Origin of the sequence: Anditalea andensis (assembly GCF_000714815.1) — a bacterium.
GTDB lineage: Bacteria > Bacteroidota > Bacteroidia > Cytophagales > Cyclobacteriaceae > Anditalea > Anditalea andensis.
In genome coordinates this window covers 617,563-643,796 of record NZ_JMIH01000014.1, presented here as the reverse complement: position 1 = coordinate 643,796, position 26,234 = coordinate 617,563, and the positions used below count along the sequence as shown (strand labels likewise).

Here is a 26,234-nt window from a genome sequence, read left to right as displayed (position 1 = left end):
ATTTTTATTTTAAGATATTGCTTTTCAAATATAGTATCGTACTATTACTAAAAAAACGATGATTACTAGTGGCTAGCGCTGTGAACATTTCTGTAAAAAAAATACGTCGCTGTAGCAGGGAAAAATGTAGCCTCTTTACTTTTCAGCTAAATTATCATTCCGAGTCTTTACCTTGGATATTAAAAGATCTCCCACTTTAGCACCTTTTGTCTGCCCATGGATTATAGCGGGCATATAATGGATCCCACCATAGAGCCGGCTAATGGCAGCCTCTGCTGCTGCGGATTTAAATGAGCTAAATTCTCTAACTGGTAAGCCATATGCTGTTTCTGTAGAATCTACTATATGAAAAGGTTCGCCAAACAGATGCGTTAATGCCTTAGAGGCAGCAGTAGAAATAACACTATGCCCACTGGTGTATTCAGGGAAGGGTGGAGTCTGCAATAACGGTAGCCAATCTTCATCAATATGTTGGTTGATATAAGTTTCAGGTCGGATAAGAACACTTCTGTACTTTTCATCCCAACAGGCAATAAAACCGTCCATTATCGCCAGTCCTGTAAAAGCCATAGCTTCAGCGGTGTTTTTCCAATCCAGGTTACTTGCTTTGGCTGCTATGGAAGCTATGCCCATCCAATGACCTCCAGGAGTGATTTTTTTCTCCGCAAACATCACATGACCCTTCACATTCATTTTGTAAGGGTTGCAGTCCCAAAACATAGCTATATCCGTCTGCTCTTTGGTCAGATTATTGGTAATATTGAATACTTCCAGGGCCTCATTATAAAAAGGACTATTTTTTTCTTTACTAAATGTCGTGGGAGGGACAGATTTAAACTGAGCCGCAGAATCTAGAAAGAATGGTCTTATAGTTCTCCAATGGGGCTCTATACCTTCCATATAAATCGGAGGTGTAGGTTGCCAAGTGCCCTCCTCTTTGCGGATGGTGTGTTTTTCAAACGACCTGCTCTGATGGTAATTATCCTTTTTGGCATAGGCCATTACATGGTCAGCCACTGCTTTGCCCAGCTTTATAGAATTATTATAGGTTTGGTCAGGGATTCCTTTTTTCTTTATATCTGAATATATAAGATCCCTCTTTTCAATCAATTTATCCTCTGAAAAAACCAGTTGTAAACCTACTTCATAAAAGGCCGTGATCGAAGCAAGTGGGAAATGTATCTCATCTGGTATATCAAAATCTGTAGGTTCAAAACCATTTAACTGACCCATAAGAGATTTATACTTTGGATCTGCCATGACTGCTATTTCATAGGCAGCGATATTTGGATAAGCATAGATCCGGGAAGCGACTGGAGGAGAGAAGATGTCATGGATCATTACCTCTGTGATGTATTTGTTTCCATCATTAAGCGCTTCACTTCCTGATAAGGTATTTACATATTCTATATTTTCCTTACAAGAAGTAAAATGTAGCAATAGAAATAAGTGTAAAATCAGGAACAGATTATTTGGGCGTTTCATCATCTCTCTTTTTATTAATAATCTGCTGTTTAACACGCTAATTATCAATAGTATTAATTATATTCTCAAATATAAAATAATTTAAAACTTATGGCTATAAAGGTGCATTTATTTTTTTAATTCAATTAGAATAGGTTTGTCATCGTTTCGAAGGGCTATCCATTTGACTCTATTTCCTATGGTTATCGGTTTTATCTTTCTATATTCCCCCCAATAGTCTTTGTGGTTTATAGCAGCAGCCTGTAGAACTAGCCTGTTTTCATTATATTTTAATAGGTTAAATGGTTTAGCCGCAGCTTTTCCGATATCATTCCTATAATGATAAAAATTACCTACGGTAATGATCATTCCGGTTTTATCTATTTCTGCAATATCTAAAATAGGACTAAACTGAGCTTCACGGGGGAAGGGTTCAAATAAAAAATCTTCCCCTGTATACCTGAAGATTCCGGATTGTAACTGGGTTGCTTCTAATATTATAACATCTTTTAGTTCTTCATCACTAAATAATTTTGAAGGTTGATCTAATCCGGCATATTCGTCATACGATCCATGCTTTCTTTTTAGCGAGGGGATTTGCTTGATCAGGTCATCTCTGGAAGCAAAAGGTACCAGGCTTTCACCCATATAATGAAACAGGATGGGATCCAGTTGATTATTTCCATCGAAATCTTTTAGATATAACTTTAGTGGCTTTTCTTTGCTTGCTTTCAATTTACTGTTCAGACCATGGTTTCCTGCTATAATTCTAATGTTTGCACCTTCTCCAGATATGCTCAATGAATTCCACCAGCCTTTATGATCACTTAGCCCTGGCAGATTCATGAGTGTTAGATGACCGTTTCCATCATTTTGATAAATTTGCAGTGGCATCCATTCGCCTGCTATTATTAAGTCTAGGGCACCATTTCCTGTAATATCATACCACTGGGATGCATTTATTTTTCCGGCCTGTTTGAGCTCCGGTGCATATTGGTCAGTAGCGGTAATAAACCCTCCACTTTTATTATTGAGCAGTAGGTACGATTCAGGCGTTTTGCCATATTGACCGTGAGCAATATTGCTTCCTACAAATAAATCAGTATAACCATCACCGTTAAAATCTCCAGCCGCTACAGTTTTTCCGTTTGTTCCTATTCTGGGCAACGACTTAGGCGAGAAGCTAAAATTGCCTTTTCCGTCATTAATATATACCCTATCAAAATTGTATAGGTGATTTTCCGCATTTTCATTACCGCCACTCACTACATATAGATCTAAATAGCCGTTATTATTAATGTCCAAAAAAACAGCATCTACATCTTCTGCCATCTTCAGCTCTTCAAAATGTGGTACCATGTGTTTCTGAAATCTACCATTTTTCTGTTGGGTATATAGTTCACCTGATTGGTTTTTAGCTCCTCCTAAATATATATCCTCTAAACCATCACCATTTACATCACCAATTGCAATAGCAGGCCCTTCGGTGGAATATTTGCGGGGGATGAGGTATTCTTTAGAAAAATCACGGTATTCAGCATTCTCCCTATGCTGATAGTCGACTGGGAAAATGCTCATTTTTAAATGAGTATTTTCTTTTAAAATGGGCCTGGCAGAAATTTTCCCGCTACCTTTTTTAAGAATGATTTTTTGGTTAGTACTAGGGGGTAGAAATGTTTCTGCTTCACCACCTGGCCATATAACCACTAAGTTTTTGATTTTTGGATCTGCTCCCAATCCAAAAGTCAGGGTATGGCCTACACTGGACTGAAAGCCCCTGCTGTTTATCAGTGTCTGATGCAGCATACCTTTATCTAATTCCACATATACTTCAGCTCCCACAGCTGAAGTATTAAGGGCATCTTGTAACAGGTCTATCTGCAAATAATGGTTGCCCGTTTTTTCACTGTTGTTCTTGTAGATAAAGGCAGACTGGTTAATGTTATTGATCACCAGATCGAGATCCCCATCATTGTCCAGGTCTACGTATGCAGATCCATTTGAGTAGGAAAGTTGGTCCAGTCCCCATTCTGCAGATGCATTTTCGAAATTCAACCCTCCCATATTTCTGAAAGTGTAGTTAGCTAGCTTCACAGTGGGTAACATTTCAATCTGTTGTTGGGCAATTTCTTTTGCGGATAGCCGGGCAGGGGTTTGACTGTATTGGATAAAATCAAGGTCATTCGGTCTTTTATAGATACCATTGGTAACATGGATATCTTTAAAGCCACTGTTATCCATGTCAAATATCAAAGGAGACCAGCTCCAGTCCGTAGCATAAGTATCAGTCAAAAGCGCAATTTCGCTAAATGATCCATTTCCCAAATTCAGTTGCAGGTGATTTCTTACATATTGGTCCTTATAGCCAAACCGGGTTTTTACATCATATACTTCTGTCTTGTCCTCACCGACTGATTTCATCCATATGCGTGGATCCTCGGGTAGCATGTCTGTGGTAAAAATATCGGGAAAACCATCATTATTGATGTCATTTATATCGTTTCCCATACTGTACCGGCTGGTTTGGGTGATACTTTTCTCTAATACTTCCTGGAACGTTCCGTCACCATTGTTTACATATAAGTAATCATCTTCAGTAAAATCATTGGAAATATATAGATCCATCCAGCCATCTTGATTGATGTCTACGGCTGCTATACCCAAACCAAACCCAAGGCTGCTACTATATATACCAGCTTTCTGTGTGACTTCTTCAAATCCAAATTGACCTTCAGAAGCTAAATTTTTATAAAGCCGGTCTCCTCCTTTAGGATCCTGGAGTTGGTTCCTAGATTGCGCGCTAGCGAAAACTTCCGGTTTTTTAACGGAATGGTTTAAAAGATAAAGGTCTAGATCGCCATCATTATCATAGTCAAAAAAGAGGGCTTGGGTAGAAAATCCAATGAAGTCCAACCCATATTCTTTTGCTTTTTCGGTAAAAGTGCCATCTCCATTGTTCATGTAAAGTTTATTGCTTCCGGATAAGGTTTTGTAGTCACCCACCTGACACACGTAAATATCTAAAAATCCATTCCCATCCACATCAGCCATGGTTACACCAGTAGACCAACCGCCATCGCCGTTGACTCCAGCAGCCTCAGTGATATCTTCAAATTGGAAGTTGCCTTTATTGATATAAAGTTTATTACTTCCCTGATTGGAGGTGAAGTAAATATCCACCCATCCATCATTATTCACATCCCCTACTGCTACACCGCCACCATTGTAAAAATAGAGGTACTCTAATATATTCAATTCTTCGGTCCCCTCCAGGTCGTTACTGAAGTGGATACCTGTTTCTGCTGGAGATAAAAGGGAAAACATTTTTTCTTTTTCTCCCTGTTGGCTACAGGACCAAATGGATGCAAGTAAGAAAAGCGTCTTGATTTTATTCATTTATATAAACTGATTTTTCGGTGTATTTCAGATATTCTTTTTTCCATAGTGATAATTGAATGATCATTCTACGCCAAATATTCCTAATGTTCAAACTGCTTTCCTTTGTCCTATTTTGAAATAAAAATTACCCTACGGAAAATAGGGTTGTTTTACAGTGAAAAAATTAGCTGTTATATACCGTATCAAATAATATTTCGTAGGATTGTCCCCTGGTCCATATAATGTAAAGCGGCATTTCTATTTTTTCATATTTACGGGTTTAATGATTATTTCACTCATTTCTTTTTTTTAAATCATCAAAATTCATAACACGCAAGTCCATCATTTCCACCCTGACCGATTTTAGGTTTTTCTTAAATACTCTTATCAACCTGTTGCCGTCGATTTTAACCATTACCGATTTTGTTTTTCCCTTATCTGTTACTTCAAAAAATCCTTGTCCATACCACGATTCTAACAAATCCACTACGTCTTTTTTCAAGAAGGTACTGGAATATTCTTCATTGGTAGGAAACCAAGAAGGATACTCAAATTCTATAGGCATAAAACTTAATTTATCATCTGAAAATTGAGGATAAAAGAACATGTCGGCTTTTTTGCCCGAGGGCATTTCTGTTTTATAAAGGATAGGAAGGTGGTGAGCTCCATCAGTTAGCAGACCTTTTTTATTATGCTCCCGGCAGGTAGTATAAAAAGTGTACTGATCCATTCCAAAGCTGATGTTTAAAAATAGTTCATTTACCTGCTTGCCAGATGAAAGTTCCCTTTTTTTAATAATATCGTATTCAGTCTTTTGAGCGCAGCTTGGCGTTGCAGCTAAAAGTATGATCATCATCCAATATTTGTTTATCATAATATGCCTATCCTATTGCCAATACCTTTAATATGTCTAATATAAAAGTAAGAATATAGTTAGTCTTAGTAGGCGCTTTATGAATGAATGTGTTTCATATCAACCTGGAGACACCTACGTAAAAGCTGAATATAAGTACAGACAAGAAGTGCGAATAATAGGCACTTCTTGCCTGAATTGAAAATTATTAATTTTAATAACCAGGGTTTTGAGTTAAGTTCGGGTTGGCCAAAATCTGATTCTGAGGTATAGGGAACAGATTCCTGAATGGAGCAGATGACTGCTTTTCCCACCATGGAGAATTAAACCTTCCAAACCTTATAAGATCGGATCTCCTATGGCCTTCCGCAAATAGTTCTCTTCCTCTTTCAGCTAATAACAGCTCTGGAGTCAATTGGGTAATAGGCGGTACATCTGCCCGTTCTCTCACCATATTTACAGCCGCTATAGCTTCTGCCGTATTTCCTTGTCTCCATGCAGCTTCTGCTTTCATCAAGATGACATCTGCATACCTAAAGATAGGGAAATCATTATTTAAACTAGGTGCTGAGCCTAGGGGAATTTCAAATTTGTTGACTCGGGTGCCGGCTTGTCTTAATGCATTTGGTGCCAGCATATTGATTTCAGGAGTGAAAGTAATTGGAGGGCCGTCTGGGTCATTTGGCTCTGCTGCAGCATCTATTATGCGTGTTACACCATCAGAGGCAAACTGTGGCCCCTCCCTCAAGCTTTCTCTTCTCACATCATTATCTTCAAAACTATTGTAGAATTCCTCCAAAGCGGCGTATCCGTTGTTTGGTTGTTGCTGTAATTCAAAAGTCTGCTGTGAACTGTAGTGAAAAGACATGATATGAATGTTGAATCCCGGTGCATTATTCGCATCATAAGGTAGCGTTAGCATGTTTTCGGGTGAATTCGAATTATTGCTGGCAAAGTTGGAAAAGAAGTTTTGGGCCAGACTATAAGGGCCTTCATTGATAATGAGGTCAAGTACCCTTTCGGCATCTGCCCATCGCTGAGTTCCGGTATATACTTCTGCGTTTAGATATAGCTTAGCCAAAATCATGTGAGCCGTCCAATAATTAAGGTTGGTTCTGGTATTGTCCCTGGTCATGTATTCGATATTATCCAATACACTGCTTTCTATAAATTGGAAAACTTCTAGTCTAGTATTGCTAGGCGGATTTGGAATTACATCACTTTCAGTAACTATAGGTACATTTCCAAAATTATCTATCAGAAATAGGTAGCTTAAGGCCCTCAAAACCTTAAGTTCTCCTACTAATTCCTCTATATCTGGGAATTGCTGTATCAAAAGATTTGATTGAGCCACTATTCCAAAGGCATAGTTCCATGCATTATTATATGGTCCGTCCAGAACCGTCCATGTATGTCTATGAGCCCTAAGCCATATGCCCCCGTCTTCCCAGTCCGCACCTCTTTGGGGTATAACCATTTCATCAGAGGATATTTCCATAATACTATATAGTCCTCCATGTGTACCAAAACTACCCATTCCTTCTGTAATTAATGAGCTATAGGCGGACTGCTTGAGAACCTCGATAAGTTCAGGAGTGATATTAGCATCTAATTTTTCCTGCGTGACGCCCGTGAGCACCTCCTGCTCTAATTCCCAACAAGAGCCCATGGCCACAGCGACCAATGTTCCCATGCACAAAGTCTTTATTGATTTTAACATATCTTTAGTCTTTTAAATTATTTGAAGGTTATAGTTAATCCAGCCTGCCAGATTCTAGGTAAGAAATATGTATTTCTTCTTTCGATACCTGGAGCCAATACATTAGGGTTTTCTGGGTCTTCCAGATCAGCCCACCTTACTTCTGGATCTATTCCGGTGAAATCAGTGATGGTAAACAAATTCTGGACCCCGGCATACAGCCTTAAATTGGTTAAATTGGCAGCTCTGGTGGGTACATTGTATCCCAGCTGTAAATTATCCAGTCTGATAAAATCACCCCTTTCGAGATATAGGTCAGAAAAAGTAGGTGTTGAAACCACCAGAGGATCTGTGGGTGTATTGTCAGTCAGGACAGAATTCCATGAATTAGACGCACCGTCCGCATTTTCATAAAAACCCCTATAAGAATTATATATTAAATGACCCCAGCTTCCTCGTAGTAGGAAATTTAAATCCCAATTGCCATACATAAATGTGTTTGAGAACCCAAAATCCCCTGTGGGCAATGCACTTCCCAGTCTTTCAAACTGGCTGGGGTCTAACTCACCTGCAGCGTCAAGGGCAGTAAGCCGGTACTCTCCGGCATCATTAAGCCCTAAAAATCTAGGACCATAAAAATCTCCGATTCTTTCCCCTTCTCTGTTCCAGATCATTGGGTTGTCGTTTTGTCCAGGTGAACCTGGGACACCTTGTCTTATTTCGCCTACGTTAAAATCTGAACCACCGAGATTGCTAATCCTGGTTCTTTCATACCATGTTAAATTAAAGCTGGGTGTCCAGGATACCCCCCCTAATTGGACATTGTTCACTGTAGCGAGGAATTCAAAGCCTGCACTAGTAAGTGAAGCCACGTTTGCCCAAATATTACTGGCAGTATAGGTACCTCCAGGCTCTACTGCACTAGGTGTGCCTATAGGTACATTTACATTGAAGATAAGATCTGATATGTTTCTTCTATAATAGTCTATTTGGCCTGTTAGTTTGTTATTAAACAATCCATAATCCAATCCTACGGTAAACTCTTGGGTGGTTTCCCACCTCAGCTGTGGATTAGGACTTGCGGATCTTAATGGTGCTACAAAGACCGAATTTACGGGATCATTAGGGTCTAAGGGTATCCTGTTTCCTGTACCAAATATACCCAAAGCTAATGTGGGAGAGGGTGGCAGCTGTCCTACTATACCAAATGAGGCCCTTGGTTTGAACTGGCTGAATATGCCCATGTCAAAAATCTGTGTGAAATCAGCACCTAAACTTAAAGCAGGGAAATAGCCTGTTTGATTATCTCTACCAAAGCCCGAATAGGTTTCAGCCCTCAATGAAGCTGATACAAAGTAGGCGTTGGCATAATTAAAATTAGCTCTGGCAAAAGCAGAATTCAATATAGAGGTATTAGCATAAGATCCCAAGCCCGTACCTGGTCCAAATCTTAATCCACCAGCGCCAAGATTATTAGGACCTAAATCAAAAAGGAATCTGGTAGATGATGCGTTTAATCCTCTTTCATTGAATAGCTGTGTTTCACCTCCCAATAGAAAGGTAAAGTTCATTCTATCAAAAATTTCATCTTCAAACCTAATAGTTCCATTTAATATGGTGGTAGTCCTGTCATACATGTTCTGCCCTGCCTGCCCTACACGGCCAAAACCAGTTTGGAAATCCTGTCTGGAATAGTATTGAGTGGCTAGATCTGTAAATCTGTCCTGAGAAAATTGTGTGGCGATCGTAAATTTATTGGAAAGGTCATATTCCACTCTATAAGAATAGATTGCTGCTCTTAATTCATTGGTGAATTCCTGCTGGTTTATAAGGGCTACCGGATTATAAAAATCAAAAAGAGGCCTTTGGAAGTATCCTCCAAAATCCCTATTTGCATTTGATAGCCTTTGTTCTAAATCCTCTGGAGTTTCCTGTGGAGAATAATCTCTTTCATAAATTGGAGCAGTGGGATTGTATACTGTAGCATATCTTACTGCTTGATCATTTACATTTTTTACATCAGTATTATTGAATGAAAGACTTAAATTCATGCGCAATCTATTATTAAATGCTCCGTGGTTTAAATTAAAACGGGTGTTAAGCGTTTCCCGATTTGTTCCCCGTATAATCCCGTCATTGTTTCTGTAGTTTACCGAGGCTAGGAAAGAGGTGTTTTCAAAGCCCCCTGTCACTGATGCATTCACGGTACCGTTGACAGCCGTTTGGGTTATTTCATCTCTCCAGTCTGTTCTATGACCGTAATCTACCCCACCCCGTTCTACAAACTGCTCCGGTGATAGAATCGGTATTAACCTAGTAGGCTGTTCTGCTGTACCAAAAGTATTAATAGTTACACTGGAGATTCCCTTTCTATCAGCACCTCTTTTAGTGGTAATCAAAATTACTCCGGCTGCACCCCTGGTACCATAGATGGCGGCTGCTGAAGCATCTTTCAAAACATCAAATGATTCGATATCATTGGGGTCTACTGCATCTATAGATGCACCAATCACTCCATCTAGAACTATAAGTGGGGATTGTGTAGCACCAAATGAGGATATGCCTCTAAGCCTTACTGTAGGTGCTGCGTTTGGATTTCCGCCAGGACGTGTTACAGATAGACCGGCCACCTTTCCCTGTAAGAGTTGGGTAGGATTGGTAAAGTTGCCCCTGTTGAACTGCTCTGCACCTACAGATGCCACAGATGAGGTTATTTCCTTTTTATCCTGCGTACCATATCCTATTACCACTGCCTCCTGAAGGCTTTCTATGCTTTCTTCCAGTGAAACAGTAAACCTGGACTGATTGCCTATTTCAACTTCTTTAGTCTGAAAACCTATAAATGAAAATACAAGTATTCGGTCATCTGGCTGTACATTAATGCTGAAGGAGCCATCAAGATCAGAGATAGCACCCCTGGTAGTTCCTTTTATCTGAACTGATACGCCTGGTAACGGCTCGCTGTCAAAATCAGATGTTACCACTCCAGTGACTTCTCTGCTTTGGGCCTTTACTTCTTTGGTGGCTGCTGCCGAAAGCACTATCATCAAGAGTAGTAGCTTTAAGGTTAGATAATGATTTCTCATAAGGGTTTATTATTGTAAATAAAATTAAAAATTGTTTTAATTATATATTTCAATGAAAAGTATTTTAAATATTTCATTTTAACAAAAATTAATAATCTTTAATGGTGTAGTTTAAAAATATTCTATTCAATATATTAGATCTTATATAAAGATGTATTAATGGTTTCTACTATATTTTATGAATCTATTAAGTGAAATCGTTTTCTACTTACATTATCTTAAAAAATTTACTTAAGTAAAAAAAAATAATATTTTTACTTAAACGGTTCAGCTAAATACTAAATACAGTAAATAATTAAAATATCGTAAATATATTTTGAGAAATGAAGTTGAGGCTGTATTTATTGGTTTTAAAAGGATGGTGTTTTTAGTTAAAATTTCTAAACAGGGAATAATAATTTTGTCTATTCCTATTTATCTACCATTTTGCATCTATAAATATCTAGTTTTTATGAGGTTAATCTTTTTAGTCATGTTGTTTCTGGGTGGAGGGGCATTATATGCGCAAGGAATCAGGGGAAAAGTTATGTCAGATTCCGGTGAGCCACTTGCTTATGCATCCGTATATATCCGTAATCTAGGAGATGGCATTCCCTCCAATCAGAATGGAGTGTATGAATTTAGGCTGAAGCCTGGCCTATATGATGTTCTGGTCCAGTTCATCGGTTATGAATCTGTCCTTAAAACTGTAGAAGTCAGAAACGATTGGGTAGAACTTGATTTTAGTCTAAAAGAGCAAGTATTTGGACTCCAGGAAGTCATCGTACAAAGCGGACAGGAAGACCCAGCGCTTACCGTCATGAGAAAAGCCATTAGTAAGGCCAAATATCACCGGCTTCAGGTTAAACAGTACACCATGCAGGTGTACCTTAAAGGGACCGGGAAATTAACCAATGCTCCTTTCTTCCTAAAAAAGAAGCTCAAAGAGGAAGGGCTGAACCTGGATGAAGCCTATACCACAGAATCTGTCTCTGAAATAACCGTGACTCAGCCAAATAAAGTAGAAGAAAAAGTAATCAGCATCCGGACCAGTGGGGATAATAATTCTGCTTCGCCCGCTCCCTATATAGGAGCTAGTTTTTATAATGAAAAAGTAAATGAAGCTATTTCTCCCTTATCGAGGTCAGCATTTGCATATTATAAATTCACTTTAGTAGGCTCATATTACGAAAATGATGTTTATATCAACAAAATAAAGGTTACCCCTAGGTCTCGTGGAGAAAATGTATTTGAGGGGTATATCTATATAATAGATGAATTATGGGCAATACACAGTCTGGATCTTCAGACTTCCTTGATGGGATTTAAAATAAGAGTGAACCAGATATATGCACCTATAGAACCTAATGTCTGGATGCCTACGACCCATACTTATAATTTTGGAGGTAAAATATTCGGGTTTGAGGGAGAATATAAATATCTGGCTTCGGTAAGGGATTATCATATAACACTGAACCCTGATTTAGTGGTGGAAGCGGAAATTATAGATGAAAAAGTACAGGAGGTACCAAAGGAAGCGATAAAATTTAACAAGCGCAACGCCTCTCTGGAAAATTTGGCGGATGGTGATAAGCTTACACGAAAAGAATTTCGCAAGATGATCAATGATTACGAGAAGGAATCATTGAAGCAGCGGGACGATGCTGAGGTTATCCGAGAAACTTCCTATAAAGTTGATTCTTTGGCTAATAAAAGAGATATATCCTATTGGGACAGTATTCGGCCAGTTCAGCTGACGATGGATGAATTAAAGGGCTACAAAAGAGATGATAGCTTAGCAGTGGTGGAAGCGGCAAAGGAGAGTAAAAGTGATAGTGTTTCACGTGCTGCTAAGAGGAAATTTAACCCGCTCGAAATCCTGACCGGTGGGGATTATTATTTTGGAAAAGGTGTTTCAGCAGGATTCCACACCAATTTAGCCAAGTTAAGTTATAATACAGTCGAAGGCACAAAGGTAGGTTTGTCAGGCTTTGTAAGATTCCGGGAAAAGGTAAAACTGGCAGACAGCCTTACTACCCGTACTCGGGACTTCGTGATAAGACCTGAATTCCGATATGGTTTTGCCAGTCAGCAATCCTATGGTAAAGTCGATATTTATAGAACCGTTTCTTCCGGTGTCTCCCGCATAAGGATGGGAGTGCAGGGAGGCTCATATATTTACCAGTATAATAATGAAGATCCCATCAGTGAGTTTGTTAATGCAGCATATACCCTCCTTTTTAGGCAAAACTACATGAAACTATATGAACAGGATTTTGTCAATGGGTATTACCGAAAAGTGGTAAATGAAGCCTTCAGTTTTGGTGGAGAAATCTTATGGGCCTATAGAAGAGAGCTGTTCAACCAATCTGATTTTAGTTATTTCAATAAAGAGGGAGAATCATTTACGCCAAACAGGCCAGCCAATCTGGAAGCACCACCTGTGGCTTTCAATAATCATGAAGCATTCAATATATCCCTTAATGCTGTATGGAGGCCTGGTTTAAAATATGGCATCCGTAATGAAAGGAGATACCCTATATATACCACAGCCCCTCGGCTAAGCCTTAACTATACTAAGGGGCTACCCAATATAAGGGGAAGTGAAAGTTCGGATTTTGATCTTTTGGAAGCAGGTATAGAGCATAAATTTGATTTTGGTGTAAGTGGAACGCTACACTTTAATTTAAACGCAGGGAGTTTTTTAAATCGGAACCAGGTCTATTTTATGGACTATAAGCATTTTGGAGGCAATAGAACTATATTTAGTGATATGGGAGTGGCTTCAAATTATAGGTTTATGGATTATTACAGATTTAGTACACAAACAGAGTTTGTGGGCACTATTGTGCATTATCAGTTTAGGAAGTTTCTTTTGACACAGCTCCCGATGCTAAGGTTCACTGGGCTGAAAGAGAACATATTTTTTAATTATTTAAAGACAAAAGAATCTCCACATTATATGGAAATTGGATATTCCTTAGACAATTTGTTCAGGTTTTTTAGAATTGAAATAGGGGCAGGATTTGAGAATGGAAACTACAGCACCTCTGGAATTAGATTTGGTGTGGCTTCTTTTATAAATATCAGTATGGGAGAATAATTTTGAATCTTGAGCGAATTATTTTATATTTAAATAAATAAGGTTTAAAAAAGGAAAGAACTGGCAGTCAATGGCCGCCAATTCTTTAGTTTATTTATGGCATACCTGCTGTATTCAAATTATTTTTCCTATTTCCTTACTTGCTTTTATAAATGTTTTAAAAGCTACTTCAGCCCCTTCAATAACCTGATTGGTTTCTTCTGGATTTAGGACTAGACTATCTAAGATAGTAGAGAAAGCTTTCCATTCTTCTATAGTCTGGCCGGAAGAAGCTTCATAGAATTGCCCAGAAAAAACTGGCCATTGAACGTATATTTCTCTCAGCCGCTTATTAATGTGCTTAGCACCTAATGAAGATCCGTTCAATACATAAAGTATACCGATTCCATTCAAAGGATTTATGTCTTTTAGCGATATCAGCGAAAGTCTGGTGGTCGAAATGGCTAATTCTTCCAAATCTTTCTGGAGATGGTGGGAAAGTGGGGTATAATGCTTTTTTAGTTCACATTTGTCATATGTAGCCATAATTAATCCTAAAGAACTTTCCAGAGACATATGGGCAATATAAAGTGCCTGAAGAATATTAATATACTCTGGCAAAGAAAAATCTAAGGAAAAGATTCTTTTAGCATTTAAGCTACTTTCTGTTTCTGCATGCAATTGCTTTGTTTTCTCCTTTAGCGTAGCACTAATCATTAAGCTGATGGTTTTCTAGGATTTTATTGGGGTCTAGAGGTTTGTTAAAAAAACCATCAAACCCTGCCTCAAGACATTTTTCTTCCCATTCGGTGCCAACATATGAAGTTAAAGCATAAAGTTTGGAAGAACATCTGAGATCATATTTATCATCCTTCAGCGTCCTGATTACGTCAAAGCCATCCATTTCCGGATCATTTAAATTAAGATCAATCACTACTATTTCATAACATTCTTTCATGGCCAAGTCAAGACCAATAGGGCCAGTTTCAGCGCAGGCTACCTCCGCTTTGGGAGACAATAAGGTTTCAAAAACCAACCGGTTAATATTGTTATCTTCGATATATAGAATTTTCATATCAGACTTTATTTTAATTGCTATCTTTTTTGTTCTAAAGGGATTTTTACTGTAAATATGGTGCCTATGTTTTTTTTGCTTTTTACGTCTATTTCTCCATTAAGGTACTCCGTGTATTTTTTGACCAAAAACAAACCCAGCCCGGAGCTGTTGTCTTTTTGTTTGGTGATTTCACTTTCCATATAAAATGGATCATAGATTTTGTTAATATTATCATTGGCTATCCCTACCCCGTTATCTTCTATCGTTATTACCAAAAACTCTGTTAAATCTATGGATATTGTCTTTGCATTTATTTGGATATGACCGCCTTCAGGGCTGTATTTAATGGCATTGCCCACCAGGTTGGTGATGATTTGTTCTAAAATATACTGATCAGAAACGATTTTTTTTGATTTATCATGATTAACCATAAGCAAACTCTGCTTTTTCTGATCGGCTAATATTTTAAGCGGTTCTATCAATTCTGCAAGCAGAGTGCCCATATCAATGAGCCCAAAAGTATGTTTAATGGCGTTGTTTTCAATTTTAGCCATTTCCAAAATTCTATTCAACGTTTTCAGAAGCCTTTCACTGCTTTCAATCTGCAAATTGGCAAAATTATGAATATTATCATTATCACTCATCTGCTTTATAACTAAAGATAATCCCATGATGCCGTTCATAGGAGTACGCATTTCATGACTGAGGTTAGCTAAGAATCCAGATTTTACTTTGTTCATATATTCAGCTGAATTTTTAGCAATCTCCAAAGTTCTTTGATCTGCCAGGTTAGCTTTCAGCTGTTTCTCTAATTGTTGATTGGTATAAGAAAGTTCCTGGTTTCGTTCATTTAACAGACTTTCAAAATAACGGGAGTTTTTTTCATTTTTAGCATACTGCTGATTCATTTTTTCCAGTTCGTAGCTGATGAGAGATTCTCTCAGTATTTTTCCAAGACTAATATCTTTAGCGAACCATTCACGTGATTCGTTTTCAACTTTTTGTTCCCATTTGGCAAATGAATTTCGTGGGGATAGTTTATTGACATTGTCAAAATCTATTTCAATGGGTTTATTGGGGTTCCCTGCCCAGTTAATTACCCTTTTCTTCTCTTTTCTGAAAAGAAAAAGTTCAGTGCCTAGGCTCTCTGATATGGAGAGTCTTAAAAATCCAGCATATGGAAAATCTGACAGTCCCATTAACCCACTTGCAAGGATGGATTTGGTAGCATAAATAAACTCTTTTTTCTCATTTATTTGTTCTGATATGGTTTTGAGATCATTTTCTTTTACCTTTTCTCCTATATAATCTATACCATCTTTTGACATGAGTGCCATTCCTTGGCAGTTCATTAGATTGGATATATGGTCCCAATTTTGTTTTAAAGCTTCAAATACAGGCCCCTTTACAGACTGTTCGTATTTTAATTGGTCTACAATACCTGAAAGTATAGATATTTCCTGTTTTTCCTGAGAGGCGTTAATCAGTTCAAGGCTTTTGGAAAAAAAATCGCCGAATAACTGAGTGGTCATTCTTTGATTTAATGATAAAAATTTTGTTCCCTCATAGTGATGACAGATGATCATGCCCCATAATGTTTCATTTATGATCAGAGAAATCCCATGTGAGGCTGTGACTCCCATATTTTTTAGATACTGTAAGTGAATAGGGCTGACGCTTCGGAAAACCGAATAGCTCAGATCCAGATGGTCAGCTGCACTTATATCATCTATGGAAAAAATTTTTTTCCCTTCATCGTATACATCATTAATGGCCCTGACCTTATTGCTTAAATATAGTTTTCTTGCCTGCTTAGGTATATCACTGGCAGGATAATTCAGACCTAAAAAGGAATCTAACCCAAAGGTTTTATCTTCAGCTATGACTTCTCCATCGCCATTTTCATCAAATTTGTACACCATAACCCTATCGAAACCAGTAAATCCTCTCAATAGGACTGCAGCATTGTTGACAAGCTGTACTTCTGATCGAGCATTGTTTATAGAAGTGATGGCTTCTTCTATAAATGAATTCCCAACTTGCACCTGTAAATAATGTTCTTCCAAATCAGGAATAGCTTCCATTTCAATAATGGTATAACCATTACTTGCAGCAAAAATCACTTTATAGTAGCTGCCCGCCACTGATATGGGCTGATGATATGAGGAATTTTTTCTTTTGCCGCCGATAAATCTTTTAAGCGACTTTAAAAATTCTTTGTCAAAAAGATCGACTATCCTCAGATGAAAAGTTTGTTCAAGAGATAAATTAAAGATTTGATTCAATCCTTCACTGATGTATTTTATCTCTAAGCTTTCATTACTGATTGCGAGCAGGTGGCCTAAACGCTGAAGTTTTCCAAGTAAGTGTATAGGCTCCTTATCACAATTAGTCAAATTAATTGTGGGGTCAAGGCTCATTTTTTATGTAATATGATCGATGTGATTTAAATGAAAGGAGAAATTTTGTAGATTAATAAAATTTATCTGAGTACAAATATAACTTTCTTTCTTTCAAAAGAAAAACGCTTATTTTTAGAACCGGACAATTAATATAATTTCCTAATGCAAATGCGCTTATGAGGATGTATATGCATAATATCAGTATTTAGAAATAATTCTGCTTTACGGTTTTTAAATAGTTTCTTATCAAATCACATTTTAATTTTTGCTATCTATACAAAAATAAGGGACCAAATCATCACAGAAATGAATGCCAAAACCGGTCCCAATATGATCATCAAGAATCCTCCAGGTCTGAAAGACTTCTGCTCGACCATGCCGGTGGAAAAGGATATGGCATTAGATGGTGTGGAAACTGGAAGCAATAGTGCACAAGAACAGCTGAGTGCCACAATGAGAGGAACAGCAAATCCATAAATTCCAGGTAAGGCCAGACCTATTGGGACAAGGATAGATGCGGCAGCGGTATTGCTCATGATATTGGATATCATTACACCGATAATACTAAATACAATAGCTACTCCAATCAGGGCAATGGGAAGTGATGTTATTTGCTCCATAATGATATCAGTCAGTCCCACATCCACCATAGCGATCCCTAGGGCAAGCCCCCCCGCTACCAGCATAAGAGTATCCCATGGAAGTCTCCTCACATCTTCTGCTTTGATTACTTGGAAAAGGGTAAGTAATACTATAGGTATAGCAGAGGTGGCTGCGATAGGTATGCCGTGTAAGGGTTCGGTCAGCCACATACAGACTGTGACGATCAGCGTAAAGATTACGGCTCTTTGTTCAAACTTGCTTTTAATGGTAGGCTTAGCGGTCAGCTGTGAAAAATCTAAATTGACTTTAGCCAAATCCATTCGTTTAGTCAGGAACACCCAGAAAAGGTAGACAGCCAAGAGCCCTGTGGGAAGGCCGAATATCATCCAGTCCAAAAAGGTGATGTTAAGTCCTTTTTCTTGTAAGGCACCTACCGCTATGGCATTTGGTGTGCTTCCTATGATGGTTCCCATTCCCCCAAGAGTGGCAGCGGCAGGGATCCCTACCAGTAGTGCCTTGGTATATGAAGAGCTTTTGCCCAGCATGTGGGTAAGCGGTAAGACAGAGGATACCATCATAGCCGTAGTGGCAGTATTTGACATGACCATACTGCCCACAGCTGTGGTCAGCATCAGTCCCAATAGCAATTTCTCCGGACTTTCACCAAAACGCTTAACGGTAAACCTGAAAAGAGACTTGTCCAGATGTACCTGTGCCATCGCCTCTGCCAGAAAAAAACCACCCAATAATAACCAGATGACATTGCTCGTCCAAGTGCCCAGGTACATTTCTACGGGTGTTTTATGTTCAGATAATATGAAGTCTGTTCCAAAACCTAAAAGCAACATCGCGATGATAAATATGCCCACAGCAAATGGGGGAATGGCTTCCGTTACCCACAGGCCCACGGCCAGCACACTTAGAAAAAACACATAATTGACATCATCATCAAAACCTAATTCTCTGAAAAAATAGCTTATGGACAAGGAAAGAATGAAATTTCCGGTGAAAGTAGAGGTATTAAAAATCCACCCCAATCTAAGTTTTCTATAGATACGGGCTGCTGCCCTTCTTGAATCATTATATGCCATATTAAAAACTTACATTTATACTGAAACCGGCGGTTTGTATACAATATTGGTAGTGTATAGTATAATACACGAAATATAATACTGTCACAAGTGGTAAGTGATACCATAAAAAAAAGTCTGCCTATTTGATGGCAGACTTTTTATACAAAATTATATTTTTAGGATCTCCGCTTCTTTTTTATCAAATATTTCGTCGATTTTAGAAGAATATTGATCCGTGAATTTTTGGACCTTATCTTCAGCTCTTTTAATATCATCCTCCGAAGCACCTTCTTTTTGCAGCTTTTTAAGAGAATCGTTGGTATCTTTTCTTACCGTTCTTATACTTACTTTGCCACTTTCACATTCAGCCTTGGCCTGTTTTACCAAGTTTAATCTTCTTTCTTCTGTAAGCGGAGGAATGGTCAGAATGATGATCTCACCATTGTTTTGTGGTGCTAGACCTAGATCAGAATTGATGATACCCTTTTGGATTTCACCGATCATGTTCTTTTCCCACGGTTTTATGCTTAGTGTTCTGGCATCAGGCGTAGTTACAGAAGCGACTTGGTTGATAGGGGTGGGGTTACCATAATAGTTGACCATTACACCGTCCAAAAGATTGGGCATTGCTTTACCTGCCCGGATCTTTACCAGTTCACTCGAGGTGTGGTCCACCGCTTTTTGCATCAGTTCCTTTGCGGCTTCCAGTTCTAGTTGTATCTCTTCCATTTTTTATTTAGCTTATGATTACATGATTAAAGTACCTACTTTCTCGCCTCTTATCAGATTGGCTAGATTCCCGTCTTTGTTCATATCAAATACGATTATAGGGAGATTGTTTTCCTGACATAGTGTAAAAGCGGTCATATCCATTACATTAAGGTTTTTCTCATAAACCTCCTGAAAGGATATAGTAGTGTATCTGGTAGCCGTTTTATCTTTTTCTGGATCTGCTGTATAGACACCATCTACTCTTGTGCCTTTCAGTACCACCTCTGCTTCTATTTCAATCGCCCTTAAGCTAGCCGTAGAGTCGGTAGTGAAATAAGGGTTTCCTATTCCTGCTCCAAAAATTACAATTCTACCTTTTTCTAAATGGCGGATTGCCCTGCGGCGAATAAAAGGTTCACATACACTTTCTATCTTAATTCCTGACATCAGCCTGGTAAACATGCCGTTTTCCTCCAAAGCACTTTGCAGGGCCATCGCATTGATGAGGGTGGCCAGCATTCCCATATAATCGCCCTGTACCCGGTCGATACCTATGTTCTCTGCCTGTACACCTCTAAATATGTTACCGCCTCCGATTACGATGGCAACCTCTACTCCCAAATCAGTGATTTTTTTGATTTCATGGGCATATTGCTCTAATCTTTTAGAGTCAATGCCGTAGTTTTTTTCTCCCATGAGGGCTTCTCCACTGAGTTTGAGCAGGATTCTTTTATACTTCATAATTGGATAGACTTTGAAGAAATGATAAAATGATTAAATTTATTATGGTCATTATAAACTTGACAAAGATAAATTGTTCAGCGTATAAAACTATATGTATTGACTAAAATTGGATCAAAACTTGGTTTTTTTCTACGCTGGCGCCTTTTGAGACTTTTATTTCCTTCACTTCACCATCTCCGGGAGACTTTAATATGTTTTCCATTTTCATGGCTTCAAGTACCAGTACAGGATCTCCCTTTTTGACCAGATCGCCTACCTTTACTTTGATTTCAAAGATTAGGCCCGGCATAGGAGCTTTGATATCTTTGACCTTATTTCCAGCAGACAGGTTCATCCCCAGCTTTTCCAGTAACTGGTCATATCGGTCTTTTACTATAAGAGTGGTGATCTTATGATCAAGCTTGACATTAAGCGTTTTTTCTTCTTCATTGGACGAAATCAGTTCTAGGGTATGTGACCTGTCACCTATGATAATATGGTAAATCCGATCTTTTATTTTTATGATGTCCCATTCCAGAGTGGTGCCATTTATTGTATAACTGTCGCCTTCTCTGCTGACCTGATATTGGTTTTTATCTATTACTACTGAATACATTCCGTTAGATTTAAATGCTAAATATACTTTCCTTTTGAGGAATAACAAAAAGTAATGATCTTATACATATTACGGTCTAATCTAACTTAAGATAAACAAATAAATCAATCTGTAGTATCTTTAGAGCTAATATCAGGATATCGATCGATTTTGATGAACCCGGTATTTATGGTAAAGATTATAATAATAATCTTCCTTCCATGTTTTAAAATGTAATAGTAGTAAAGAAAGCATATGAAGTTAGGAATAAATAAGCTGGTAGTTTTTTGTAGTACTTTATTATTGGTTAGCGGTTGTAAGAATCAGGAGCAGACTGTCCATGACTCTATAGTTAAACCAGAACCTATAGTGAGGGATTTTTCTAAGGAAGCTGAAATTAAAGCTGATATACAAGAACGGGAAAGAAAAATCGAAAACTATCAGGCCGCTCGTGAAAAAAGATTTGACCTGCTCCACACTTCATTGGACCTCCGGTTTGATTATAAGAACCAACATGTATTGGGGACCGCTGATCTAATGTTGAAGCCTTATTTTTATGATCAAGATCTACTGGAGCTAGATGCCAAAGACTTTGAAATCCATGATATCTCTTTAGACGGAGGTGAGGGCCAACCACTAAATTTTCATTATAACGGCACTAAGGTAAACATCTATCTACCTCAAATATATACTTCTAATGATACCCTGAATGTAAGTATCCGCTACACGGCAATGCCTTCTACCAGTCCTAATGGTGGAAGTGCTGCCATCACAGATGACAAAGGACTTTATTTCATTAATCCGGACGCTACAGAGGGCAAGCCGCGTCAGATTTGGACCCAGGGGGAGACAGAGAACAGCTCAAAGTGGTTTCCCACTATAGATGCACCCAATGTCAAGACTACACAGGATATTAGACTTACGGTGGAGGGCAAGGACATGACGGTGAGTAATGGGATACTGGTATCTCAAACAAACAATGATGACGGAACGCGTACAGACCACTGGAAGATGGAGCTTCCTCATGCTCCATATCTCGCCGCAGTAGTAGTGGGTGACTTTGGCGTGGTTAATGACCAGTGGGAAGATATACCTCTTAGGTATATCGTAGAGGAAAAGTACAAGGAAGGCGCTGCCACTGTATTTAAAAATACTCCTGAGATGATCGGATTCTTTTCTGACAAACTAGGAGTGAAGTTTCCTTGGCCAAAATATGATCAGATCGTAGTGAGGGATTTTGTCTCTGGGGCAATGGAAAATACCACTGCATCCATTTTTATGGAAGCACTTAATCTCACAGAAAGGGAGGCCATTGACCATGAGTGGGATGGTATCATCGCCCACGAGCTTTTCCATCAGTGGTTTGGAGACTTGGTGACTACCGAATCCTGGTCCAATCTTCCACTGAATGAATCATTTGCAAACTATTCTGAATACCTCTGGCAAGAATATAAAAACAGTAAAGATGATGCAGATCTTCATCATATAGGGGAGATGGAGCAGTACTTTGCCGAAGCAGAGGAAAAAAAGGTCAACCTCATCCGTTTCTATTATGATGACAAAGAAGATATGTTTGACAGCCATTCTTACGCTAAAGGAGGGAGGATACTTCATATGTTAAGAAGACATATTGGTGATGATGCCTTCTTTGCTTCTTTGAACCATTATTTAGAAAAGCATGCTTTTGGTACAGTAGAAATACATGATTTAAGACTGGCGTTTGAAAAAGTGACAGGCAGGGACCTTAACTGGTTTTTTAACCAGTGGTTTTTGGACGCGGGGCATCCGGAACTGGATGTCAGGTTTGATTTTAGCCAGCCACGAAATATCCTGTTGACTGTAGAGCAAAAGCAGCCATTGGATAAAAATCCACTATACAAACTTCCCTTCCAAGTACAATGGTATGTTAATGGAGAAAGGTTTGAAAAAGAGTTTATATTGAAAGAAGGACTGCAATATTTCGCTTTGGAAAATGATGTAGATGTTGATTTGGTGATGTTTGATGAGGATTTTTCATTATTGGCCAGAAAAAATACGTATAGGAATGAGGCCGAGTTTATGCTGCAGTTTGAAAATTCAAAAGCAGGAATTGCAAGATATGAAGCATTGGATAGCCTTACCACACATTACTTTGGCTCAGACTTGCAGAGAACTTATGAACATGCGCTGCAGGATGAATTCTGGTCAGTCAGAGAGCTGGCGCTGGACAAGCTGCAACAGACCGATGGAATAGATCTTGCGTCTTTGGAAGGGTTAATTTTTAATTTGGCTAAAGATGATCAGCGAAATACTGTAAGAGCTGCTGCCATAGAACTGCTGTCCATTATCGATGGTGATAAATATGCGGCTTTCTTTAAAGAGGCGCTGGATCATAGGTCATATTACGTAGCAGGTGCTGCACTGGGGGCTTATTTGGAGAATGAGAATAATACCGATAGGAGAGGTATAGCCGGTAATTATGATGAGGAAGAGAACATCAGAATGGTGGTGGCCCTGGCTTCCTATTATGCACAAGAAGATATAGATAGGGTAGCCTGGTTTAATGCTAGACTAGATGGTTTCAGCGGTGAGAAATTATATTACTTCCTGGGTTACTATTCAGAATATATGGCAGGACAGGATGCCGCTATAATAAATCAGGCAGTGGATAAGTTGTATAAAATAGCTTCCGAGCACAAAGCCAATTATGTTAGGTTGGGGGCATTTCAGGGATTGTTTGCCTTTATGGATCAACCGGGAATAGAGGATAAGCTAAAGGAGCTAAGTCAGAGAGAACCTGATGAGATGATCAGGAGGTATCAGCAGTTTTTCCTTCAGAATTTAGAAGATTAAAATTAAACTACTGATTTCGAAAAGCTTAATGTACTTTCGCATAAAAAAGTAAGATTTTTTATGCGAAAGTTTTGATACTTTCAGAAAAGGGTATAATTTTGCCATCCGTTAAGACGAACAAAAAGAGAGAAATCTCAGAAGCTTCTTGAAATACCAGATTGGGGGAATACCAAAGCGGCCAACTGGGACGGACTGTAAATCCGTTGACTTATGTCTTCACAGGTTCGAATCCTGTTTCCCCCACAATTTCTTTCTTGCAGAAATTTCATTAGATTTGCATCAGATTAATTAAACAAGCGGGAGTAGCTCAGTTGGTAGAGCGGCAGCCTTCCAAGCTGCAGGTCGCGGGTTCGAGCCTCGTCTCCCGCTCTATGCTTGTTTATAGGCATAAGTAATGTTATCAGCCGACGTAGCTCAGGGGTAGAGTGCTTCCTTGGTAAGGAAGAGGTCACGGGTTCAATTCCCGTCGTTGGCTCAGAGGCATTTTATAAAAAAAAAACTAAATCATTTCTTTAACTAAACAGAGGATTTTCACGCATGGCAAAAGCAACCTTTGACCGTTCCAAACCGCACGTTAATATCGGTACGATTGGTCACGTAGATCATGGTAAGACTACCTTGACAGCTGCCATTACGACCGTATTGGCTAAAAAGGGTCTTTCTGAATTAAGAGATTTCTCTTCTATCGACAACGCTCCAGAAGAAAAAGAAAGAGGTATCACTATCAATACTTCACACGTAGAGTACCAGACAGAGAAGCGTCACTATGCGCACGTAGACTGTCCAGGTCACGCTGACTATGTGAAGAACATGGTAACTGGTGCTGCTCAGATGGACGGTGCAATACTTGTAGTTGCGGCCACTGACGGACCTATGCCTCAGACTAGAGAGCACATCCTTCTTGCCCGTCAGGTAGGTGTACCGGCTCTAGTAGTTTTCTTGAACAAAGTTGACTTAGTAGATGACGAAGAGTTATTAGAATTAGTAGAAATGGAAGTAAGAGAACTTCTTTCATTCTATGACTTCGACGGAGATAATATTCCAGTGATTTCTGGTTCAGCACTTGGTGGCCTTAACGGTGACGACAAGTGGGTAGATCAGATCATGGAGCTTATGAACGCAGTGGATGAGCACATTCCTCTTCCAGAGCGTCTAATAGACAAGGATTTCCTTATGCCAGTAGAAGATGTTTTCTCTATCACGGGTCGTGGTACAGTAGCAACTGGTAGAATCGAAAGAGGTGTTATCAACTCTGGTGAGCCAGTTGACATCATCGGTATGGGTGCTGAAGGTCTTAAATCTACCGTAACTGGTGTTGAGATGTTCCGTAAGATCCTAGACAGAGGTGAAGCAGGTGACAACGTTGGTCTACTTCTAAGAGGTATTGAGAAATCTCAAATCAAAAGAGGTATGATTATCTGTAAGCCGGGTTCTGTGAAGCCACATGCTCACTTCAAGGCTGAAGTATACGTACTTTCAAAAGAAGAAGGTGGACGTCATACACCATTCTTTAACAGATACCGTCCACAGTTCTACCTTAGAACTACAGACGTAACTGGAGAGATCAAACTTCCTGAAAACGTAGAAATGGTTATGCCAGGTGATAACGTTACCATCGAAGTGAATCTTCTAAATGCAGTAGCACTTGAGAAAGGTCTTCGTTTTGCTATCCGTGAAGGTGGTAGAACAGTAGGTGCTGGTCAGGTTACTGAAATCTTAGACTAAGAGTAATCTTAATATAAAATATCAAATGCGATTCTGAAAATATTTCGGAATCGCATTTGTTTCTTTAAGCAATTTTGACTAGTTTTGCGTCCCGATGGAGGCATACCTATATACACGGGCATAGTTCAATGGTAGAATAGCGGTCTCCAAAACCGTTGATGGGAGTTCGAATCTCTCTGCCCGTGCCATTAAATTTTAAGATCATGAATGTAAAGAATTTTGTTGTTGAATCTATTGATGAGATGAAGAACAAGGTCACTTGGCCAAAGTATTCATCCCTTCAAAACAGCGCTGTTTTGGTTCTTGTGGCCTCCTTGATATTTGCATTGGTAATAGGTGCTATAGATATCAGCTTCGAGAACCTGATGACATGGTTTTATGATTTATTTTAATTGAGAATCAAAATTACGAATGGCTGAACATAAATGGTACGTACTTAGAGTGGTAGCCGGGCAGGAAAAAAAGGCTAAAACATATTTAGACAACGAGATCGCCCGTCAGAAGATTGAGGAATTTATTCCCGAAGTTCTGATCCCCTCTGAAAAAGTTTACGAAATGCGCAATGGCAAGAAACGTGTAAGGGAGAGGAATTTCTTTCCAGGATATGTACTGGTCAATGCGGATTTATCCAATGGTGAGGCCAATCACGTAATTACGAGTATCCCGGGTGTAATCGGTTTCTTAGGGTCAAACCAAGGGGGGGCTTCCAAAACCCCTGAGCCATTACGTCAGTCTGAAATCAACAGGATCTTAGGACGAGTTGAGGAGATTGATGAGTTTGCAGAGAAAGCTGACACGCCATATATAGTTGGAGAGACCATTAAAGTAATGGATGGTCCTTTCAGTGGTTTCTCGGGTACAATAGAAGAGGTGTTTGAAGACAAGAAGAAATTGAATGTTATGGTCAAGATCTTCGGTCGTAATACACCTGTCGAATTAAATTTTATGCAAGTAGAAAAACAAGACTAGGAA

General features: G+C 38.9%; 17 protein-coding genes and 4 tRNA genes. 9 read left to right on the top strand and 12 right to left on the bottom strand.

The annotated features are described in order from the left end of the window. Positions 1 to 135: 135 nt before the first annotated feature. The 5 genes from EL17_RS06445 to EL17_RS06425 form a co-directional block, all read right to left on the bottom strand. A complete protein-coding gene (locus EL17_RS06445) occupies positions 136 to 1,488 on the bottom strand; it encodes a vanadium-dependent haloperoxidase (RefSeq protein ID WP_316932653.1) in 1,353 nt (450 codons plus the stop codon). Positions 1,489 to 1,593: 105 nt separating this feature from the next. Continuing rightward, entirely contained in the window at positions 1,594 to 4,860 is a 3,267-nt protein-coding gene (locus tag EL17_RS06440) for a VCBS repeat-containing protein (protein WP_035071583.1), read from the bottom strand. A gap of 274 nt (positions 4,861 to 5,134) precedes the next feature. Then, the gene (locus tag EL17_RS06435) at positions 5,135 to 5,698 is read right to left on the bottom strand and encodes a hypothetical protein (RefSeq protein ID WP_240485942.1); all 564 of its coding nucleotides are present in this window, start codon (positions 5,696 to 5,698) and stop codon (positions 5,135 to 5,137) included. Positions 5,699 to 5,909: 211 nt separating this feature from the next. Next, entirely contained in the window at positions 5,910 to 7,415 is a 1,506-nt protein-coding gene (locus EL17_RS06430; protein ID WP_035071579.1) for a RagB/SusD family nutrient uptake outer membrane protein, read from the bottom strand. 17 nt (positions 7,416 to 7,432) lie between these two features. Continuing rightward, complete coding sequence (locus EL17_RS06425; protein WP_035071577.1) at positions 7,433 to 10,480, bottom strand: SusC/RagA family TonB-linked outer membrane protein; 3,048 nt, start codon at positions 10,478 to 10,480, stop codon at positions 7,433 to 7,435. A gap of 451 nt (positions 10,481 to 10,931) precedes the next feature. Here EL17_RS06425 and EL17_RS06420 point away from each other — a divergent pair, with 451 nt between their 5' ends. Then, complete coding sequence (locus EL17_RS06420) at positions 10,932 to 13,562, top strand: DUF5686 and carboxypeptidase regulatory-like domain-containing protein (RefSeq protein WP_035071575.1); 2,631 nt, start codon at positions 10,932 to 10,934, stop codon at positions 13,560 to 13,562. A gap of 114 nt (positions 13,563 to 13,676) precedes the next feature. Here EL17_RS06420 and EL17_RS06415 read toward each other — a convergent pair whose 3' ends face one another. The 7 genes from EL17_RS06415 to EL17_RS06385 form a co-directional block, all read right to left on the bottom strand. Beyond that, a complete protein-coding gene (locus EL17_RS06415; RefSeq protein ID WP_035071572.1) occupies positions 13,677 to 14,258 on the bottom strand; it encodes a biliverdin-producing heme oxygenase in 582 nt (193 codons plus the stop codon). After that, on the bottom strand, positions 14,251 to 14,616 hold the full coding sequence (locus EL17_RS06410; protein WP_051719830.1) for a response regulator: 366 nt from the start codon (positions 14,614 to 14,616) through the stop codon (positions 14,251 to 14,253). The genes EL17_RS06415 and EL17_RS06410 overlap by 8 nt, the downstream gene beginning before the upstream one ends. Positions 14,617 to 14,636: 20 nt before the next feature. Then, positions 14,637 to 17,018 (bottom strand): ATP-binding protein, encoded by a 2,382-nt coding sequence (locus EL17_RS06405; RefSeq protein WP_035071570.1) that lies wholly within the window; start codon positions 17,016 to 17,018, stop codon positions 14,637 to 14,639. Between the two features lie 254 nt (positions 17,019 to 17,272). Next, positions 17,273 to 18,694, bottom strand: coding sequence for an SLC13 family permease (locus EL17_RS06400; RefSeq protein ID WP_035071567.1), 1,422 nt, complete (start codon positions 18,692 to 18,694; stop codon positions 17,273 to 17,275). Positions 18,695 to 18,844: 150 nt separating this feature from the next. Next, complete coding sequence (gene frr, locus EL17_RS06395) at positions 18,845 to 19,405, bottom strand: ribosome recycling factor (RefSeq protein ID WP_035071564.1); 561 nt, start codon at positions 19,403 to 19,405, stop codon at positions 18,845 to 18,847. Positions 19,406 to 19,423: 18 nt separating this feature from the next. Beyond that, on the bottom strand, positions 19,424 to 20,128 hold the full coding sequence (gene pyrH / locus EL17_RS06390) for a UMP kinase (RefSeq protein ID WP_035071561.1): 705 nt from the start codon (positions 20,126 to 20,128) through the stop codon (positions 19,424 to 19,426). Positions 20,129 to 20,231: 103 nt separating this feature from the next. Next, a complete protein-coding gene (locus tag EL17_RS06385; protein ID WP_035071559.1) occupies positions 20,232 to 20,726 on the bottom strand; it encodes an acetyl-CoA carboxylase biotin carboxyl carrier protein subunit in 495 nt (164 codons plus the stop codon). Positions 20,727 to 20,960: 234 nt separating this feature from the next. Here EL17_RS06385 and EL17_RS06380 point away from each other — a divergent pair, with 234 nt between their 5' ends. The 8 genes from EL17_RS06380 to nusG all read left to right on the top strand — a co-directional run bounded on the left by EL17_RS06380 (position 20,961) and on the right by nusG (position 26,231). After that, a complete protein-coding gene (locus EL17_RS06380) occupies positions 20,961 to 23,537 on the top strand; it encodes a M1 family metallopeptidase (RefSeq protein WP_035071557.1) in 2,577 nt (858 codons plus the stop codon). A gap of 160 nt (positions 23,538 to 23,697) precedes the next feature. Next, a tRNA-Tyr gene (locus tag EL17_RS06375) sits at positions 23,698 to 23,780 on the top strand. Positions 23,781 to 23,833: 53 nt separating this feature from the next. Beyond that, a tRNA-Gly gene (locus tag EL17_RS06370) sits at positions 23,834 to 23,906 on the top strand. 34 nt (positions 23,907 to 23,940) lie between these two features. Further along, a tRNA-Thr gene (locus EL17_RS06365) sits at positions 23,941 to 24,012 on the top strand. Between the two features lie 62 nt (positions 24,013 to 24,074). Further along, entirely contained in the window at positions 24,075 to 25,262 is a 1,188-nt protein-coding gene (gene tuf / locus EL17_RS06360; RefSeq protein ID WP_035071555.1) for an elongation factor Tu, read from the top strand. Between the two features lie 114 nt (positions 25,263 to 25,376). Further along, positions 25,377 to 25,450 (top strand) — tRNA-Trp (locus tag EL17_RS06355). Positions 25,451 to 25,465: 15 nt separating this feature from the next. Beyond that, positions 25,466 to 25,654: a preprotein translocase subunit SecE gene (secE, locus tag EL17_RS06350; protein WP_035072121.1), complete on the top strand. Its 189-nt coding sequence runs from the start codon at positions 25,466 to 25,468 to the stop codon at positions 25,652 to 25,654. 19 nt (positions 25,655 to 25,673) lie between these two features. Next, the gene (gene nusG, locus EL17_RS06345; RefSeq protein ID WP_035071552.1) at positions 25,674 to 26,231 is read left to right on the top strand and encodes a transcription termination/antitermination protein NusG; all 558 of its coding nucleotides are present in this window, start codon (positions 25,674 to 25,676) and stop codon (positions 26,229 to 26,231) included. Positions 26,232 to 26,234: the final 3 nt, after the last annotated feature.